Below are 17,126 nucleotides of genomic sequence, written 5' to 3' on the forward strand. Positions count from 1 at the left end.
TCACGCCTCCGCCATGCGGGCCGTGGCGGCCGCGTCGTCGTCATGCATGTCCAGTGGCGTGCCCAGGGTCCGCAACCGGTCGCGGAACAGGGAGGCGGCGTTGCCCTCCCAGTCGAGGCCGGTGCATGAGGCGAGCGCCTCGCGTACGAGCCCGGTCACGCGCGGCGTGTCCGCGGCGACGGCCGCGATGCGCCCGCGGCTGGTCCGCACCGCCTCATGGCAGCGGCACGAATCGTCGAACATGGGTTTCGGCTGGAGGCCGAACGAGGGGGAGCCGGCGGCGGACGACGCGAACATGCGCATCGTGCCCGGGAATGTGGTGGTCAGCGTGTTCATACCGCCATTGAACGGGAACGGCCGGCTCCACGTCCAGCCGGAACGGGGGCTGTGGTCGGAGCCCCCGTTATCCACCATTCGTCCGGTGGCTTGACGGAAAACCGCCGGCGCTACCAGGGTTTGGTGGTCTGGGTCTTGGCGGTGTCCTTCTTGGTCCCGTCGTCGTTCTTCGTGGTCGAATCCGACGGCGTGGACTGCTGGTTCGCCTTGAGCAGCTCCTCGACCTGCCGTTTCTGCTTGGCGGTGAGTCCGCCGCCCTTCTTCGCGTTCCTCGACGCGCCGGCGCCGGTTCCCGAGCCGGCCGCCGCCGTGTCCGACGTGGATTCGCCCTTCAGCTTGGCGACCTCCTTGACGGTGCGGCTCGTGAGCTTCCTCGACACCTGTCGGTTCTGGCTGATCGACTGCCTCACCGAGGGGAACAGCAGGAACGACAGCGCGCCGGCGTCGTCGAACTGGGCGTCGGTCTGCTGCTGCCCCGCGCTCAACGCGTCGAGGTCCACGTCGGACTTGCCGGCCGTCTTCAGGTTCTCGTTCAACGCGGCGGTCGCCTCGTTGTAGCGCATGACCGCCACGAGGTTCACGCCGGCCACGCCCGCCGCGCACAGGGCTAGCACGGCCAGCACGGCGAGCAGCACGCGCACGCCCATCGGCGCGCGCGCCGCCGGTCTGGGATCCCCGGCGTCCTGCGCCCGTTCACGTGCCTTCACGCTCATATGAGCCTCCTTGACAGTGCGAACTGCGCGCCCGCCTCCCAAGCGAGCAGCAGCGCGACGGCGATGGCGACCGGCCAGACGACCGGCGTCACCCTCGTGCGCTCCTTGCGCGTGTTCGTCATCTTCCACTTGTTGCTGGTCTTCGACGACTTCGCCGTGGCCATCGTGTCCGTGGCGTCCACCTTCGCGTAGGTGCCGCCCATCTCGTCGGCGATGTCCTTGAGATTGCCCTCGTCCATCTTCGACACGCCCGGCTGGCCGGTGTCCGGATCGGTGACCCACTCCTGGGAGTCGGCGTCGCCGTCCGCGGACACGCCGTCCGCGATCTTCGGGATGTTGCCGCCCTCCGTGGAGCCGACGCCCACGGTGAACGAGTCGTCGAGGTAGCTGCGCAGCGAGGAGAACGTGCGTCGCGCCTTCGACGAGGTCTGCTCGCCGTCGGTGATCACGTACAGCACGACCGCATCATCCGGATGTTGGTCGCGGATCTGCTTCAGCGTGGTGACCAGCTGGTCGAGCGGCGCGTCCAGCGACGATCCGGACGACACGCTCGTCGCCTCCGGCGCGAGCGTGTTCGCCCAGCTGCGGATCGCCGGCGCGTCGGGCGTCAACGGCACGTCGAGCGTGCCGGACGCGCCGAAGCGCAACGCGGCGAAACTGGAGTCCGCGTACATCGTCGTCAGGTCGTCGACCGCCCTGTGCGCCGCCTCCAGACGCGTGATCGCCTCGTCGGAGCCGTAATGCGCGTCCGTGACGGCCATCGAGCCGGTCACGTCGACGGCGACCACCACGTCCGTCGCGTTCACGGCGCGCGACGTGGTCGACGAGACCATGGACGGGGTGAGCACGGCGAATCCCGTGAGCAGGCAGATGAGCGCGCGCCGCACGCAGGAGGCGAGCGTCTCGTCGCCGGCCGCGTGCCGCGCGTGACGCACGACGCCGACGACGGCGAACGCGAGCATCGCCAGCGCGATCGCGCCGCCGACCGGCCATCCGAACGCGGGGGAGAGCGTCCATACCGAATTCATCGCCTCAACCTCCAGACCACGAGCAGCCACAACGCGACCACGACGGCCAACGCCGCCTCGAACCATACGGGATCGTCCACCAGCGCCGCCTGGTTCGCGCTGCGGCTCTTCGTCGAACGCCGCTCGTCGATGTCGCGCACCAGCTCGTCGACGCTCGCGCCGTTCGACTGCGTGAGAAACACGCCGCCATGCGATTCGATCAGGTCCTTCATCCGCGTGGTCGTCTCCTCGCCTTCGCTCTGGCTGGGACCGGAGAACAGGCCGTCCACCGTGATCTTCGCGCTCTTCGTCAGGTCCAGCGCCTGCTCGAGCGTGTACGTCGGCGTGCCGGACACCACGTTGTCGGTGGCGAGCACAATCGACGCGGCGCGCGTGCGCGAGACGTCGGAGTCGTCGGACGAGGACGAGCCGTAGGCGAATCCGGGCAGCATCGCCGCGCAGGAGACCACGCCGTCGCCGATCAGCGACGTCGTGTCCTTGCGGTTCTGCGTGCCCTCCAGCCAGTCGGCGATCCGCTGGTAGTCGGCATCGCTCATCTTGTCGATGTCGTCCTGCGATTCGACGCCCTTCAACGCCTTCGACGCGGCGTCGAGCTGCTCGGCGACCAGATCGTAGTCGTCGGTCAGCGGGAACACGGTGCGCGAGGTCGAGTTGAAGATGCTCATGCCGATGCGCTCGCCCTCGAAATGGCCCACCAGATCGCGGTACGTGTCGATCACCTGGCGGTCGTAGGGCAGCGTCGAACCGGACACGTCGAGGCACAGGACGATGTCGCGGCTCGACGAACGCTCCTCGCTCACGTCCACCGTCGCCGGACGCGCGACCATCGCGATCGCGACGGCGAGCGCGATGACGACGAGCGCGGCGGCGCACCGGTTCAGACGGCGCCACCTGCGGAACAGCGTCGAGGCGCGTTCCGTGTTGAGGTCGTCGTCCAGCGTGAACACGCGGATCGTGTCCATCCGATGCCGGCGCGACGACAGCGCGACGATCAGGAAGACGATCGCGGCCGCGGCGAGCGCGCCGGCGAGCGCGGCCCACGGCCATTGCCATGACAGCTGCATCAGCGTCCCCACCTTTCCACGAGATTCGACACCCATCCGGCGGCCTCCTCGACGTTCGCCTCGCGGGCGCGCGCGTTGACTGCGGCGTCGGCGAATTCGGGCGGGTAGAGCGCGGCGATCGTCATGCGCAGCAGGTCCAGCCCGCCGCGCACGGACGGGTCGCGCGGCTCGGTGCGGATGTCCGTCAGCGTATGCGCGGTCAGGTCGCGGCCCGTCGATTCGGAGGCGAAGTCGCGTGCGATCGCCGCCAGTTCGGCGAACGCGTCCTCACGGTCGAGTTCGCCGGCCGCGTGCCGGGACACCACGTCGTCGATGCGCGCGCGCCACGCCGCCTTGTCGCCGGCGGCGCTGTGCGCGCCGCGCGGGCGCGACTTGGCGCGGGTCCTCCTCGGTCGGGAGAGCAGCGCCACGCATACGACGAGCGCGGCGGCGATCAGCAGGAACGCCGCCAGCATGGCGATGAACGGCCCGGTCATGTCGATCTGGCCCGCGGGCGTCAGGTCGTCCGATTTCACCGCGAGCGTCACGCGGGAGACGGCTCCCGCCGCGTTCAGCAGATGATCCGCGCTCATGCGGCACCTCCCATCGGGGCGAGACCGGCCGGGGCGCGCAGATGGTTCGCCGTGTTGCCCGCCAGCGCGCGGGAGACGAGGCGGACGAACGCGTCGAACATGGCCTCGCTGGATGCGGCGCGGATCATGTGGCCGTCCGCGCGCCTGAGCTCGCGCTCCAGGGCGGCGGCCATGTAGGCGCGGTGCGTGTCCACCTCGGCCGCGGCGCGCGCGTCGGCGAGGAACGCGGGCAGACGCCGCGATCCCATGCCGTCGAGCACGCCCACCGTGCGGGCCGCGGAGAACGGGTTCACGGTGGCCACGTCGATGAGGACGATCGGATGCGTGCGCGCCACCTGGCGCAGCGCCTTCAGCTGGCCCTCGGCCAGCGCGTGCTCGTCGGTGGCGAGCACGATCAGCGCGTGGGGGTCCTTGATGCGTCTCGCATAGGCGAGCAGGGCGTCGATGTTGCGCGGATGGTCCCAGTCGCGGTCCAGCGACTCGTCGAGCGTGCGCTCGAACTGGGCGAACCCGCCGTTGAACGGCAGACGGGTGATGCTGGCCGCGTCGGAGAGCACCAGCGACAGGTCGTCGGAACGGCGCAGCGACAGGGCCGCGAACATGCGCAGCGCGTTCGCCGCCACTTCGAAGGCGCGTTCGCCCGACTCGCAGGCCCCGGTCATCTCGCGGCCCACGTCCAGCAGCATCCACACGCGCGAGGTCACCTGACGCTCGCGGCGGACCACCATCGGACGGCCCTGGCGGGCGCTCGTCTTCCATTCGATCAGACGCGCCTCGTCGCCGGGCTCGTAGGCGCGCACGTCCATCAGCTCGTCGGAGCCGCCCGGGCGCCGCGACGCATGCTCGCCCTCGATCACGCCCAGCGCCTTGCGCACGGTGGGCAGGCTCAGCCGCGTGCCCAACGCCTCGATCCTGGCCCTGATCGGATCGTCGGTTCGCGTGCCGATCATGGAACGGGGACCGCCTTGACGATGCGGTCGACGACCTGGTCGGCGGTCACGCCGTCCGCCAGCGCCTCGAACGTGAGCACGATGCGGTGGCGCATCACCTCGTGCGCCACCGACTTCACGTCCTCCGGGACCACGTAGTCGCGTCCCTTGAGCAGCGCGTTCGCCTGGCCGATGCGCGTCAGGGCGATCGAGGCGCGCGGCGAGGCCCCCAGCCTCACCAGCGAGCCCAGACCCTGGATCGGGTGCGTGCCGGCGCCGCGCGACGTGGCCGCCAGATCGACCGCATACCGCATGATCGCGTCGGAGACGTGCACGCGACGGGCCGCCGCGCGCAGGAACTCCACGTCGCGGATCGACACCTGGTCGGCCGGCAGCTGCGCCGGATCGAACACGTCGGAGCCGCGGCGGGTGAGCAGCGCCAGCATGCGGCGCTCCTCGTCGGCCGTCGGATAGGTCATCACGGCCTTCATCATGAAACGGTCCATCTGGGCTTCGGGCAGCGTGAACGTGCCCTCCTCCTCGACCGGGTTCTGCGTGGCGATCACCATGAACGGCTTCGGCAGGGCGATGCGCTCGCCGCCGATCGTCGTCGCGCCCTCGGCCATCGCCTCGAGCATCGCCGACTGGGTCTTCGCGTTCGAACGGTTGATCTCGTCGAGCAGCACGAAGTTCGCGTGGATCGGGCCGATCTGCGTGGTGAAGCGCTGCGAGGCGAAGTCGAACACCTGGGTGCCCACCAGATCGGAGGGCATGAGGTCGGGCGTGCACTGCACGCGCTTGAACGAGCCCGACACGGAGGTCGCGAGCGTCTGCGCGGCCGTCGTCTTGGCCAGGCCCGGCACCGATTCGATGAGGATGTGGCCGCCCGCCACCAGGGTGAGGATCAACGATTCACGCAGATTGTCCTGTCCGACGAGCGTCTGGGCGAAGCGCGCGCGGATGCGGTCGGCCAGCGCCGCCGCCCGCTTCACGTCGTCCGCGGCGATCGCGCTCGCGGCCGTGGGCGCCGGCGCGGGGACCCGCATGCCGGCGGGTTGAGGGGGCATCTGTGGATTCGGAGGGAAAATTGCCATGCGTTCCACTCTAACCACGTGCGATGACCGCGCATCCTGACAATCGGCTGGATGCGCGGCCGTCGGCGGTCAGGCAAGACGCCAGTCGACCGGGTCGGCCCCCATGGCCTCGAGCGCCTGGTTGGCGCGCGAGAACGGATGCGAGCCGAAGAAGCCGCGCGAGGCGGACAGCGGGGAGGGGTGCGGGGACTTGATGATGACCGCGTTGGTGAGCAGCGGCTCGAGCGTCTGCGCGTTGCGGCCCCACAGGATCGCGACAAGCGGACGCGGCTTACCGGTCTTGGGATCGACGCGGGCGTTCAGCGCGCGGATGGCCGCCTCGGTGACCTCCTCCCAGCCTTTGCCCTGATGCGAGTTCGGCCTGCCGACGCCCACGGTCAGACACCTGTTGAGCAGCAGGACGCCGCGTTCCGTCCACGGCGTCAGGTCGCCGTTGGACGGCATGGGCACGCCGAGGTCGTCGGTCATCTCCTTATATATATTGACCAGGCTCTTCGGCAGGGGGCGGACGTCCGGCGCCACGCAGAAGCTCAGGCCCACCGGGTGGCCGGGCGTGGGGTACGGGTCCTGTCCGACGATCAGCACCTTGATCGAATCGAACGGGATCGTGAACGCCCGCAGGATGTTGTGCGCGGCAGGCAGCCAGTGCCGTCCGGCGCGGTTCTCCTCGCGCAGGAAGTCGCCCATGCGGTGGATCGTGGGCTCGACGTCGGCCAGCGCCGCCGCCCAGCCGGGTTCGACGAGTTCGCTCAGCGGTTTGATTTCGCTCATGGCTTCACACTCTACCCGCATCCCGCCTCGCGCCGCGGCCATGTGCGCATGGCGTGGGCATGACACGGTGGGACGTTCCGTTCGGGCGGTCATGCCGTTACACTCGGTGGGTAGTGTGACGAATGGAGGACAAGGCACCATGGCGAAAAGCGAGAAGGACCAGGCCGATTCCTACGAACCGGACGCGTTCGACAATCCGCCGAAGGGACCGGCGGGCATGCACCGTGGCGTGCGCTCGGCCGCGGCGCGGTTCACGCCGTTCGTCGTGGTCGTCCTGGTGTCGGCGCTGTGCGGCGTCGGCGCGTGGGGCGTCTTCTCCGGCGAGTTCGGCAAGGTGAGGATGCCGTGGTCGCAGACCTCCTCCTCGTCCGCCTCGTCGTCTTCGTCCTCCTCTTCGGCCTCGGCCGCGGCGAAGAAGAAGGCCGCCGCCGCCAAGAAGAAGGCGGCCGAGGAGGCGGCGGCGAAGAAGGCCGCCGAGGAGAAGAAGGCCGCCGAGGAGGCGGCCGCGGCCGACCAGCAGGCGCAGGCCGACCAGCAGGCGCAGCAGCAGGCCGCCCAGCCCGACAAGACCAAGGGCGTGACCGTCATCAACGGCACCGGCGTCTCGGGCTACGCCGCCACCAAGCAGTCGGTGCTCGCCTCCGCCGGATACACGAACGTCGTCGCGTCCAATCCGACCGGCACCCTGCCGTCCGCCACCGTGGTGTGGTACGAGTCCGATGCGGACAAGGCCACCGCGGACGACGTGGCCTCCACGCTCGGCATCACGAACGTGCAGCAGGCCAGCGGCCTCGGCGGTTCGATCGTCGTCGTGCTGATGAGCTGACCGGATCGTGGACGCGGTTCCGCCCCCGTCGGGTCCTCGTCCATGTTCCGTTCCATTTTTCCGGCCGCCCTGTTGTCGTTGACATGGGTCGCGTCTATACTGTCCCTTTAGTCGCGAGGCGGGGGGAGCGCGGTGTTGTAGTTCTTTATTCCCTCCGTGTCGGGAGAGATTACAGCTCACACAGCTAAGGGAAGTGCAACATGGCGCAAGGAACCGTAAAGTTTTTCAGTAATGGCAAGGGGTACGGCTTCATCACACCGGACGGTGGCGGTGACGACGTGTTCGTCCATTATTCCGTGATCTCGGGCGAGGGATTCAAGACCCTCGATGAAGGCGACAAGGTCGAATACGAGGCCGAGAAGGGCCCGAAAGGTATGCAGGCCACCAAAGTCACCAAATTGTGAACGACACGATGTGGCTTTCGTGACATCGCCCACCATGAGATCCCTAGGTTCGTGAGGTTGAGGATTCGGACCCCTCAGGTTTGCCCCGGTCGGTATGACGGGGCTTTTTTCATGCCCGGACGGGCCGGCGGGGCCGCCGGTCAAGCCGAAAGCGCAATCGCATGGAAGCGTGTTGGCACTCGACGGGGTGGAGTGCTAATCTCATGGTTAGCACTCGGAGGTCGGGAGTGATAACCGGTGGCTGACGGCCGGCGGTCACGGATGGCCATACGGGTGGATATCGGTACACCAGCCATTTGGAGGATGAACACAACCATGGCAAAGATCATTGCGTATGATGAGGATGCCCGTCAGGGTATGCTGGAGGGCCTCGACAAGCTCGCCAACACCGTGAAGGTCACGCTGGGCCCGAAGGGCCGCAACGTCGTGCTCGACAAGACCTACGGCGCGCCGACCATCACCAACGACGGCGTCTCCATCGCCAAGGAGATCGACCTCGAGGATCCGTACGAGCGCATCGGCGCCGAGCTGGTCAAGGAAGTCGCCAAGAAGACCGACGACGTCGCGGGCGACGGCACCACCACCGCCACCGTGCTGGCCCAGTCCCTCGTGCATGAGGGACTGAAGAACGTGGTCGCCGGCTCCAACCCGATCGCGCTGCGCCGCGGCATCGAGAAGGCCTCCGACGTCATCGTCAAGGAGCTCATCGCCGCCGCCAAGGACGTCGAGACCAAGGACCAGATCGCCGCGACCGCCACCATCTCCGCCGCCGATCCGGAAGTCGGCGAGAAGATCGCCGAGGCCCTGGACAAGGTCGGCCAGGACGGCGTCGTCACCGTCGAGGACAACAACCGCTTCGGCCTGGACCTCGAGTTCACCGAGGGCATGCGCTTCGACAAGGGCTACATCGCCCCGTACTTCGTCACCAACGCCGACGACCAGACCGCCGTGCTCGAGGACCCGTACATCCTGCTGACCTCCGGCAAGGTGTCCAGCCAGCAGGACGTCGTCCACGTGGCCGAGCTGGTCATGAAGACCGGCAAGCCGCTGCTGATCATCGCCGAGGACGTCGACGGCGAGGCGCTGCCGACCCTCATCCTCAACAACATCCGCGGCACCTTCAAGTCCTGCGCCGTCAAGGCCCCGGGCTTCGGCGACCGCCGCAAGGCCATGCTCCAGGACATGGCCATCCTGACCGGCGCCCAGGTCGTCTCCGACGAGCTCGGCCTCAAGCTCGACTCCGTCGACGTCTCCGTGCTCGGCCACGCCAAGAAGGTCATCGTCTCCAAGGACGAGACCACCATCGTCCAGGGTGCCGGCTCCAAGGAGGACATCGACGCCCGCGTGGCCCAGATCCGCGCCGAGATCGAGAACACCGACTCCGACTACGACCGCGAGAAGCTGCAGGAGCGTCTCGCCAAGCTGGCCGGCGGCGTCGCCGTCATCAAGGTCGGCGCGGCCACCGAGGTCGAGGCCAAGGAGCGCAAGCACCGCATCGAGGACGCCGTGCGCAACGCGAAGGCCGCCATCGAGGAAGGCCTGCTGCCCGGCGGTGGCGTGGCCCTCGTCCAGGCCGCCAAGAAGGCCGAGTCCGATGAGGCCGTCACCTCGCTGACCGGCGAGGAGGCCACTGGCGCCGCCATCGTGTTCCGCGCCATCGAGGCCCCGATCAAGCAGATCGCCGAGAACGCCGGCGTCTCCGGCGACGTCGTGATCAACAAGGTCCGCTCCCTGCCGGACGGCGAGGGCTTCAACGCCGCCACCGACACCTACGAGGACCTGCTGGCCGCCGGCGTCACCGACCCGGTCAAGGTGACCCGTTCCGCCCTGCAGAACGCCGCCTCCATCGCCGGCCTGTTCCTGACCACCGAGGCCGTCGTCGCCAACAAGCCGGAGCCGAAGCCGGCCGCCCCGGCCGCCGGTGCCGACATGGGCTACTGATCGGAAGGCCGATCGGTTCCATCAGGTGACTGATTGAAGGGACCCGAGCGCATGGTTCGCCCATGTGTCCGGGTCCCTTCGTCGTATGCCTGTCAAGGTCACTGCGCGAAGAGGCGCGTGGCCTGGGATTCGGTCTCCGCGTAGAGCGTGGAGGCCTGCATCAGGGTGTTCTGGATCGACTCCAGCGACGTCTCCATCTGCTGCTGGGCGGCGCGCCACTGCTCGGCCACCGAGGTGAACTGCGTGGCCGCCGAGCCGCGCCAGGCGTCCTGCAGCGCGTTGAGGTTCGCGTACATGCCGGCGACGGCCTGCCTGATCTGGCTCACCGAGGCCTGCACGGCCGCGCTCGAAGCTTGGATTCTCTCGGAATCCACCTGGTATTGGGGCATCGTTGTCTCCTTTGCTTGCCGGGGATTGATTGTCTGTTGGCGCAACCGGTCGCTAAGGTGGAGTCTATGATGTCTGCACGAATGAGGAACGAGAAAACGGCCCCTGTGGTCGGAGCCCCCTGTGACGGCGTGTCGCCGATGGTGAAACGGCTTGTCTGCCTGCTTCTGGCGCTGATGTGCGCGATGTGGATAACCCCCGCGGCGCTCGCCGCGGACGCCCCCACCACCACCAACGACATCACCGACACGCAGAACCTGCTCGGCAAGAACGAATCGGCCGTGTCCGACGCGATGAAGCGCACCGAGCAGGAGACCGGCGTGCACGTGCGCCTCCTCTACGTCGACACCTTCGGCACCAGCGACAAGTCCGCATGGGCGTCGACGGTGCTGGAATCCACCGACCCCGAGCCGAACACGGTGCTGCTCGCCGTGGCCTCCGGCGACGGCAGCCTCGTCGTATGCGTCTCCAAGAACTCCGACGAATGGCTCAACAACCAGAAGACCATCGACGCGCTGAGCGACGCCGCGATGAAGCCGCTCACCAAACAGGGGGCGCAGGACTGGCCGGGGTCGGCCACCGCCATGATGGACGAGATCAGGCAGCAGAAGCAGACCTCCACGAACACCGGCACGATGAAGATCGGCGTCATCGTCATGGGACTCGTGCTCGTCGTGCTGGTCGGCGTCATCGTCGTCACCGTGATCGTGCGCCGCCGCCGCGAGATCGGCAAGGACGCCGCGGCCGGGGAATCCGGGAAGACCGGGGAATCCGAGCAGACCGAGGGGAGTGCCGAGGAAGCGGAGTCCTCCGCTCCGATGCCGGAACCGACGCCGGCACCGGAACCGACACCGACGCCAGAACCGGCTCCCGGACCGGTGGCCGGGGAGACCACGGCATCCGCGGCGCCCGCGGCGCCTGCGGAGGCGGAACGCCCGATGACGCGGCGCGAACTGCGTGAGGCGCGCAAGCGCAAGCGCGGCCTGTTCGGCCGCTGAACCCGCCCGGCCGCGCCCGGCATACCGCGGACGCGTCAGCAATCCACAGAGGCCTTTCAGGAAACCTACAGAGAAGCGGGTCATGCTGGGAGCCATGAGCAAGCCCATTGAAGCATCGATCGTCGTCGTGGACGACGAGCCGTCCATCCGTGAACTGCTGGTCGCCTCCCTGCATTTCGCCGGGTTCGAGGTGAACACCGCCGCCTCCGGTTCCGAGGCCATCGAGGTCATCGAGAAGGTCGAGCCCGACCTCATCGTGCTCGACGTCATGCTGCCGGACATCGACGGGTTCACCGTGACCCGCCGCATCCGGCAGGAGGGCATCGACGCGCCCGTGCTGTTCCTCACCGCGCGCGACGACACGCAGGACAAGGTCATGGGCCTGACCGTCGGCGGTGACGACTACGTGACCAAGCCGTTCAGCCTCGAGGAGGTCGTCGCCCGCATCCGCGCCATCCTGCGCCGCACGCGCGAGCAGGTGGAGGACGATCCGATCATCCGCGTCGGCGACCTCGAGATCAACGAGGACTCCCACGACGTGACCCGCGCCGGCCAGACCGTGGACCTGAGCCCCACCGAATACAAGCTGCTGCGCTACCTCATGGACAACGCCGGACGCGTGCTGTCCAAGGCGCAGATCCTCGACCACGTGTGGCAGTACGACTGGGGCGGCGACGCGGCCATCGTCGAAAGCTACATTTCCTACCTGCGCAAGAAGGTCGACGGCGTCATGGTCGAAGGTGAGGACGGCGAGAAGCACAAGGTCACGCCGCTCATCGAGACCAAGCGCGGCATCGGCTACATGATCCGCGAACCGAAGTCATGATCGTGCAGCCGCAGTTCCCGCCGAAGAACGGATCCGGCCCCGCCATGCCGCGCGCCGCCCTCCTGAAGCCGCCGAAGGCCACGGGATGGCGGCGCGTGCCGCGCTTCTTCCTCGACCATCTCGACCGCGTCTCGCTGAGCGCCAAGCTCGTCGCCTGCACGCTCGTCGTGCTCATCGTCGGCACGGTCGGCATCTCCGCGTCCATCCGCCAGCTGGTCAGCAGCTACCTGCTCGAGAAGACCGACTCGCAGATCACCTCCCAGCGCGAACTCGTGATGCGCGGCAGCTCGCTGCTCACGGACTCCGACCTGAAGAACTACGGCCTCAACACCTACTTCCTCCAGATCCGCCACGCCAAGGACGGCAAACTCACCGGGCAGATCGACACGCGCCTATACCCGATACTCGAGGACAGCGTCGTGACCATCCCCGACCTGCCGTCCAACGACGAAATCACCGACGACATGCTCGGTCAGCCGTACACCACCGGCGCCATCGTCACCACCGTCGCGCGCATGAACGCCGCCTCCGCGTCGGGCTCATCGGGTTCATCCGGCGGCACGTCGTCGTCCGACTCCTCCGGCGCGGCATCCGACGGGACGTCGTCCGGCGCCGACGGGGCCGATGGATCCAACGGCTCCAACGGCAATGCCGGCGACAGTCCGTCCGAAACGGGCGGCGCCCCCGGCGGCCCCGCCGTCGTGACGTCCACGCCCAGCAGCAAGACCCTCGACCAGGCCGCCGCGCCGTGGCGCGTCGCCGCATACCAGTGGTACGGCCTCGACGGCAGCTACCGGGGCATCGTGTTCATCGGACTGTCGCTGTCCGATCAGATCGACATCATCGACACGCTCACCAAATACTGCGCGATCGTCGGCATCGCCATCGTGCTGCTCGGCGGCTCGCTCGCCGCGCTCATCATCCAGCGCACGCTCGATCCGCTCAAACGCATCGAGAAGACCGCCGCGAAGATCGCCGCCGGAGACCTCACCCAGCGCGTGCCATGGGCGCCCGAGAACACGGAGCTCGGCTCGCTCGCCGTCTCGCTCAACACGATGCTCGCGCGCATCGAGAAAAGCTTCCACGAACAGGAGCAGACCACGGCGAAGATGAAACGCTTCGTCTCCGACGCCAGCCATGAGCTCAGGACCCCGCTCGCCGCCATCCACGGCTACGCCGAGCTGTACACGATGCAGCGCGGCATGCCGGGCGCGCTGGAACGCGCCGACGAATCCATCGCCCACATCGAGAAATCCAGCCAGCGCATGACCGTGCTCGTCGAGGACCTGCTCTCCCTCGCCCGCCTCGACGAGGGGCGCGGCATCGACATGACGCAGACCGTCTCGCTCACCGGCGTGGTCGCCGACGCGCTCGACGACCTGCATGCGCTCGACCCCGAACGCGAGGTGACGCGCGGCTCCGTCGCGTACACGCCCGCCGCCGATCTGGACCATCCGTCCGCGCTCGCCATCGAGGCCGGCGACATGACGCCGGTCACGCTCACCGGCGACGCCTCGCGTCTGCGCCAGGTGGTGACGAACATCGTCGGCAACATCCACCGCTACACGCCGGCCGACTCGCCGGCGCGCGTCGGACTCGGCGTCATGCCCGCCTCGATCACGCCGGACGCGCTCGCCATGCTGCCCTCGACGGACGAGTCGATGCGCCGCTTCCTCGACGCGGTCGAAGTGGGACGTTCGATGCACACCGGCACGAACTACGCGGTGCTGCGGTTCGAGGACCACGGCCCCGGCGTGCCCGAGGAGTCGCGCGCGCAGATCTTCGAACGGTTCTACACCGCCGATCCGTCCCGCGCCCGCGAGAAGGGCGGCACCGGCCTCGGCCTCGCCATCGCGCAGTCCGTCGTCAAGGCGCATCGTGGGCTCATCTGCGCCACGCCCACCGAAGGCGGCGGCCTCACGTTCACCATCGTCCTGCCGGTGGGTCCGGTCACGGCCGCCGGCGCGGGTTCCGTGGCCGCGGATCCGGACGGCGCGGCCGCGGGGAAGGCCCCGCGAGGATCGAAGTCCAAGGACAGGCCGGCCAAGGCGAAGCGCGGCTCCTGGTTCTCCCGTTGACCGTTCCGCCGCGCTCCCTCCCCGCCCTACGCCGAGAGCGTGTGGCGGGGGAGTGCGGTAGAATGAATCGGCTTAACGATTGGAGACAAGGAAAGCGAGAGTGTACGATGCCCACCGGTCGAGTTCGTTGGTTCGATGCCGCCAAGGGGTATGGCTTCATCACCAGTGATGAAGGCGGGGACGTGTTCCTGCCCGCGGCCGCGCTGCCCACCGGAGCCACCACGCTGCGCAAGGGCGCGAAGGTCGAGTATTCCGTCGTCGAAGGACGCAAGGGTCCCCAGGCGATGGGCGTGACCCCGATCGCCTCGACGCCGTCGCTCGTGAAGGCCACCCGTCCGAAGCCGGACGACATGGCCGCCATCTGCGAGGACCTCATCAAGATGCTCGACGCCGCCGGCAACACGCTGCGCCGGCACCGTTATCCCTCCGCGGCGGAAAGCCGCAAACTCGCCACGCTGCTGCGCGCCGTGGCCGATAATTTCGATGTGGAGGACTGAGACCGTTCCATGACCGATACCACGCAGACCCCCGAACAGGACGCGACGCCGCAGGACACGCCCGCCGCGCCGCGCATCGACCCGCGCGAGCTGGCGCGGTCCGTCGCGATCGCCGTCGCCGAGGAGCCCGAGCAGGTCGGCGACGTCGTCGAGACGCACGATCTGGGCGACGGCGTGACTGATTTCCGCGTCGCCGCGCACGTCAAAGGCTATGAGGGATGGCAGTGGTCGGTCACGCTGTACCACGACGAGGAGCTGGACCGGTGGACGGTCAACGAATCCTCGCTGATCCCCACCGACGACGCGCTGATGCCGCCGCCGTGGATCCCGTGGAAGGACCGTCTGGAACCGACCGATCTGGCCCCCACCGATTCGATCGGCACCGATCCGGACGATCCTCGTCTCGAGGACGGCTTCCGCAGGACCGAACCCGTGAAGGACGACGCCGAAGCGACCGCGGCGGATGCCGCCGAGACCGGCGCGGCCGGCGACGATACGGCCGGCGATGATGCGGATGCCGCGTCCGGATCCGCGCGGACCGATGCCGCCGACGGCTCCGGGACCGGTGAGACCGGCGCGGACGACTCGCGCGAGGACGTGGACGAGGCGGTCGAGGAGTTCGACCTGTCGCGTCGCCACGTGCTCTCCCCGCTCGGCCGGGCGCAGACCGCGAAACGCTGGTACGAGGGTCCGCGCGGCCCGAAGGCCATGTCCACGAAGACCGCGTCCGGCCACCTGTGCTCGACATGCGGCTTCTTCGTCCCGCTGAAGGGCGAACTGAACCTGCTGTTCGGCGTATGCGCGAACAAGTGGAGCCCGGACGACGGCCGCGTCGTCTCCCTCGACCACGGCTGCGGCGAACATTCGGAGATCGACCCGCCGGAGCCGAGCCGTCTGTGGGTGCAGTCGAAGCCCGCCTTCGACGACCTGCACATCGACATCATCGCGCAGAAGCCGCGCGAGGAGCGCGCCCAGGTCGAAATCCTCGAACAGGAGGAGGGCGACGCGGACGCCGGTCATCCGGATTCGGCCGGGGCCGCGGAGCCGGATGCCGCCGCGGACGGGACCGCCGTCGACTCGATCGCGGCGGACGACGAGACCGCCGAGGCCACCGAACAGGACATCGAGGAGAACACCGAGATCGACGCGGACGCCCCCGAGATCGAGGAGAACACGGTCGAGGCCGACGTGCCGGAGCTCGAGGCGGTCGTCGAACTCGGCACCGACGGTGACGGCATCGACGAGAACGACGCCGACGAGGCCGGAGACGACGGTGATGGCTTGGACGAGACCGAAGCCGACGCCACGGACGGGACCACGGAATCCGCGACGGAGGAATCCGCCGAACCGGACGACGCGTCCGGGCAGGACGCGGACACCGCGGAGGACGAAGCCGAACACGGCGACGCCGACGACGCGCGGTGACGCGCCACGCGCCACACGCGCATCACGCACGAGGGGCGGGAAGCGAACGCATCGCTTCCCGCCCCTCGTCGTATCCCGCGGCACGGCCGCACCGCGGGATACGCCCACGACCGGTCGTCAGTGGACCACGGTGACCGTGCACTCGGCGAAGTTCACGATCTGACGCGACACCGAGCCGAGGAAGTGCGCGTCCAGGTCGCTCAGGCCGCGCGAACCGACCACCAGATGGCTCGCGTACCGGGACGCGGCCACCAGACCCTTCGACGCGGTGATGTGGAAGGCGTGCGACTCGACCTCCACCCCCTCGGGGACGGGGGTGTCGGCCAGCAGGCCGGCGAGCAGCTCCTCGGCGCGACGCTGGCCCACCTCGATCGGCGCGACCGCGCGCTCGTAGCCGGGCACCACGCCCAAATCCTTCAACTGCCAGCAGAACAGCACGTGCAGCGGCGCGTCATGCACCTGCGCCTCGCGAATCGCGAACGCGAGCGCGCGGCGCGACGTGTCCGAACCGTCCACGCCGACGACCACCGGGCGGCGGGACTCCTCGACCACGCCCTCGCTCGGCACGTAGTGCACGGTCTCCTTGACGGGGGAGAGGGCGTTCGCGATGTCGTCGGTCACCGACTCGTCCTCGCCGCCGGCGACGCGCACCACCGTGACCGGCACCTCGGCCGCCTCCGCGAGCGACGCGGACAGCGACCCCATGAACCAGCGGGCCACACGGCCCAGCGAACGGCGCCCCACGACGATCTGCTGCGCGTCGCGGCCGATCTGGAGCAGCGCCGTCGTGCCGGACGCCTTCACCGACGTGAGCTTGAGACGCTCGGGATCGAAGTCGATGCCGGCGCACGCCTCGTCCACCCACTCGCGCAGCTGGGCGGCGATGTCGCGGCGCACCTTCCACGCCTCCTCGCTGTCCGGCTCGGCGCCCATGTCCCACGAATGCGTCCAGCCGAACACCGCGTTCACGCGCTGGCCGGTCAGGGACGCCTCGCGCAGCGCCCATTTGAGCGCCGCGAACGACTCGTCGGAACCATCCACGCCGACGACGATGTCGGCCGTCGAATCATACGGGAAATCGAATGTGGTCATCATGAACCTCCCTTGGTCATCACGTAAAGGACATCCACCAAGTCCCAGCATACGCCTTCCATACGTCCTGAGCGGAAATACGGGACGGAACGGGGCAAACGTCACCGCGAATCGCTAAAGTGAGGGGCAGTGTCAATTGAGGAAG

Annotated in this window: 18 protein-coding genes; 8 read left to right on the forward strand and 10 right to left on the reverse strand. The window is 68.6% G+C overall.

Annotated elements, in window-relative coordinates; genetic code table 11:
* The 8 genes from AC1AYP_RS00870 to AC1AYP_RS00905 form a co-directional block, all read right to left on the reverse strand.
* Window positions 1-336 carry a hypothetical protein gene (locus AC1AYP_RS00870; protein WP_476546506.1) on the reverse strand — a complete coding sequence of 112 codons (336 nt, stop codon included), beginning with the start codon at window positions 334-336 and terminating at the stop codon, window positions 1-3.
* Between the two features lie 110 nt (window positions 337-446).
* Window positions 447-1,049, reverse strand: coding sequence for a DUF6466 family protein (locus AC1AYP_RS00875; RefSeq protein WP_476501990.1), 603 nt, complete (start codon window positions 1,047-1,049; stop codon window positions 447-449).
* On the reverse strand, window positions 1,046-2,077 hold the full coding sequence (locus AC1AYP_RS00880; protein ID WP_476501989.1) for a VWA domain-containing protein: 1,032 nt from the start codon (window positions 2,075-2,077) through the stop codon (window positions 1,046-1,048). Before AC1AYP_RS00880 ends, AC1AYP_RS00875 begins: the two co-directional genes overlap by 4 nt.
* Window positions 2,074-3,141 carry a VWA domain-containing protein gene (locus tag AC1AYP_RS00885; RefSeq protein WP_476546507.1) on the reverse strand — a complete coding sequence of 356 codons (1,068 nt, stop codon included), beginning with the start codon at window positions 3,139-3,141 and terminating at the stop codon, window positions 2,074-2,076. The genes AC1AYP_RS00880 and AC1AYP_RS00885 overlap by 4 nt, the downstream gene beginning before the upstream one ends.
* Window positions 3,141-3,713, reverse strand: a complete 573-nt coding sequence (locus AC1AYP_RS00890; RefSeq protein WP_476501987.1) for a hypothetical protein — start codon at window positions 3,711-3,713, stop codon at window positions 3,141-3,143. Before AC1AYP_RS00890 ends, AC1AYP_RS00885 begins: the two co-directional genes overlap by 1 nt.
* Complete coding sequence (locus AC1AYP_RS00895) at window positions 3,710-4,663, reverse strand: DUF58 domain-containing protein (RefSeq protein ID WP_476531735.1); 954 nt, start codon at window positions 4,661-4,663, stop codon at window positions 3,710-3,712. Before AC1AYP_RS00895 ends, AC1AYP_RS00890 begins: the two co-directional genes overlap by 4 nt.
* Entirely contained in the window at window positions 4,660-5,736 is a 1,077-nt protein-coding gene (locus AC1AYP_RS00900; RefSeq protein ID WP_476546508.1) for an AAA family ATPase, read from the reverse strand. The genes AC1AYP_RS00895 and AC1AYP_RS00900 overlap by 4 nt, the downstream gene beginning before the upstream one ends.
* A gap of 69 nt (window positions 5,737-5,805) precedes the next feature.
* The gene (locus AC1AYP_RS00905) at window positions 5,806-6,507 is read right to left on the reverse strand and encodes a uracil-DNA glycosylase (RefSeq protein WP_476546509.1); all 702 of its coding nucleotides are present in this window, start codon (window positions 6,505-6,507) and stop codon (window positions 5,806-5,808) included.
* A gap of 139 nt (window positions 6,508-6,646) precedes the next feature.
* Between AC1AYP_RS00905 and AC1AYP_RS00910 the strand changes: the two genes are divergently transcribed.
* The 3 genes from AC1AYP_RS00910 (at window position 6,647) to groL (ending at window position 9,678) form a co-directional block, all read left to right on the forward strand.
* The gene (locus tag AC1AYP_RS00910) at window positions 6,647-7,333 is read left to right on the forward strand and encodes a LytR C-terminal domain-containing protein (RefSeq protein WP_476546510.1); all 687 of its coding nucleotides are present in this window, start codon (window positions 6,647-6,649) and stop codon (window positions 7,331-7,333) included.
* A gap of 200 nt (window positions 7,334-7,533) precedes the next feature.
* Window positions 7,534-7,737 carry a cold-shock protein gene (locus tag AC1AYP_RS00915; RefSeq protein ID WP_034529900.1) on the forward strand — a complete coding sequence of 68 codons (204 nt, stop codon included), beginning with the start codon at window positions 7,534-7,536 and terminating at the stop codon, window positions 7,735-7,737.
* Window positions 7,738-8,052: 315 nt separating this feature from the next.
* Window positions 8,053-9,678 (forward strand): chaperonin GroEL, encoded by a 1,626-nt coding sequence (groL, locus tag AC1AYP_RS00920; protein WP_476501982.1) that lies wholly within the window; start codon window positions 8,053-8,055, stop codon window positions 9,676-9,678.
* 98 nt (window positions 9,679-9,776) lie between these two features.
* On the opposite strand, the gene AC1AYP_RS00925 is transcribed toward groL, so the two are convergent.
* The gene (locus AC1AYP_RS00925; protein ID WP_476501981.1) at window positions 9,777-10,067 is read right to left on the reverse strand and encodes a WXG100 family type VII secretion target; all 291 of its coding nucleotides are present in this window, start codon (window positions 10,065-10,067) and stop codon (window positions 9,777-9,779) included.
* Window positions 10,068-10,205: 138 nt separating this feature from the next.
* Here AC1AYP_RS00925 and AC1AYP_RS00930 point away from each other — a divergent pair, with 138 nt between their 5' ends.
* The 5 genes from AC1AYP_RS00930 (at window position 10,206) to AC1AYP_RS00950 (ending at window position 15,889) form a co-directional block, all read left to right on the forward strand.
* Window positions 10,206-11,063, forward strand: a complete 858-nt coding sequence (locus tag AC1AYP_RS00930; RefSeq protein WP_476546511.1) for a TPM domain-containing protein — start codon at window positions 10,206-10,208, stop codon at window positions 11,061-11,063.
* Window positions 11,064-11,157: 94 nt separating this feature from the next.
* Window positions 11,158-11,889 carry a response regulator transcription factor gene (locus AC1AYP_RS00935; protein WP_476501979.1) on the forward strand — a complete coding sequence of 244 codons (732 nt, stop codon included), beginning with the start codon at window positions 11,158-11,160 and terminating at the stop codon, window positions 11,887-11,889.
* Window positions 11,890-12,164: 275 nt separating this feature from the next.
* Window positions 12,165-13,967 (forward strand): sensor histidine kinase, encoded by a 1,803-nt coding sequence (locus tag AC1AYP_RS00940; RefSeq protein ID WP_476546723.1) that lies wholly within the window; start codon window positions 12,165-12,167, stop codon window positions 13,965-13,967.
* 107 nt (window positions 13,968-14,074) lie between these two features.
* Window positions 14,075-14,464, forward strand: a complete 390-nt coding sequence (locus tag AC1AYP_RS00945) for a cold-shock protein (protein WP_476501978.1) — start codon at window positions 14,075-14,077, stop codon at window positions 14,462-14,464.
* Window positions 14,465-14,473: 9 nt separating this feature from the next.
* Window positions 14,474-15,889, forward strand: a complete 1,416-nt coding sequence (locus AC1AYP_RS00950; RefSeq protein WP_476546512.1) for a DUF3027 domain-containing protein — start codon at window positions 14,474-14,476, stop codon at window positions 15,887-15,889.
* A gap of 117 nt (window positions 15,890-16,006) precedes the next feature.
* Here the strand turns inward: AC1AYP_RS00950 and AC1AYP_RS00955 are convergent, their stop codons facing one another.
* Window positions 16,007-16,984 (reverse strand): universal stress protein, encoded by a 978-nt coding sequence (locus AC1AYP_RS00955; RefSeq protein WP_476546513.1) that lies wholly within the window; start codon window positions 16,982-16,984, stop codon window positions 16,007-16,009.
* Between the last annotated feature and the right edge of the window lie 142 nt (window positions 16,985-17,126).

It is taken from the genome of Bifidobacterium sp. LH_424, from assembly GCF_056356895.1.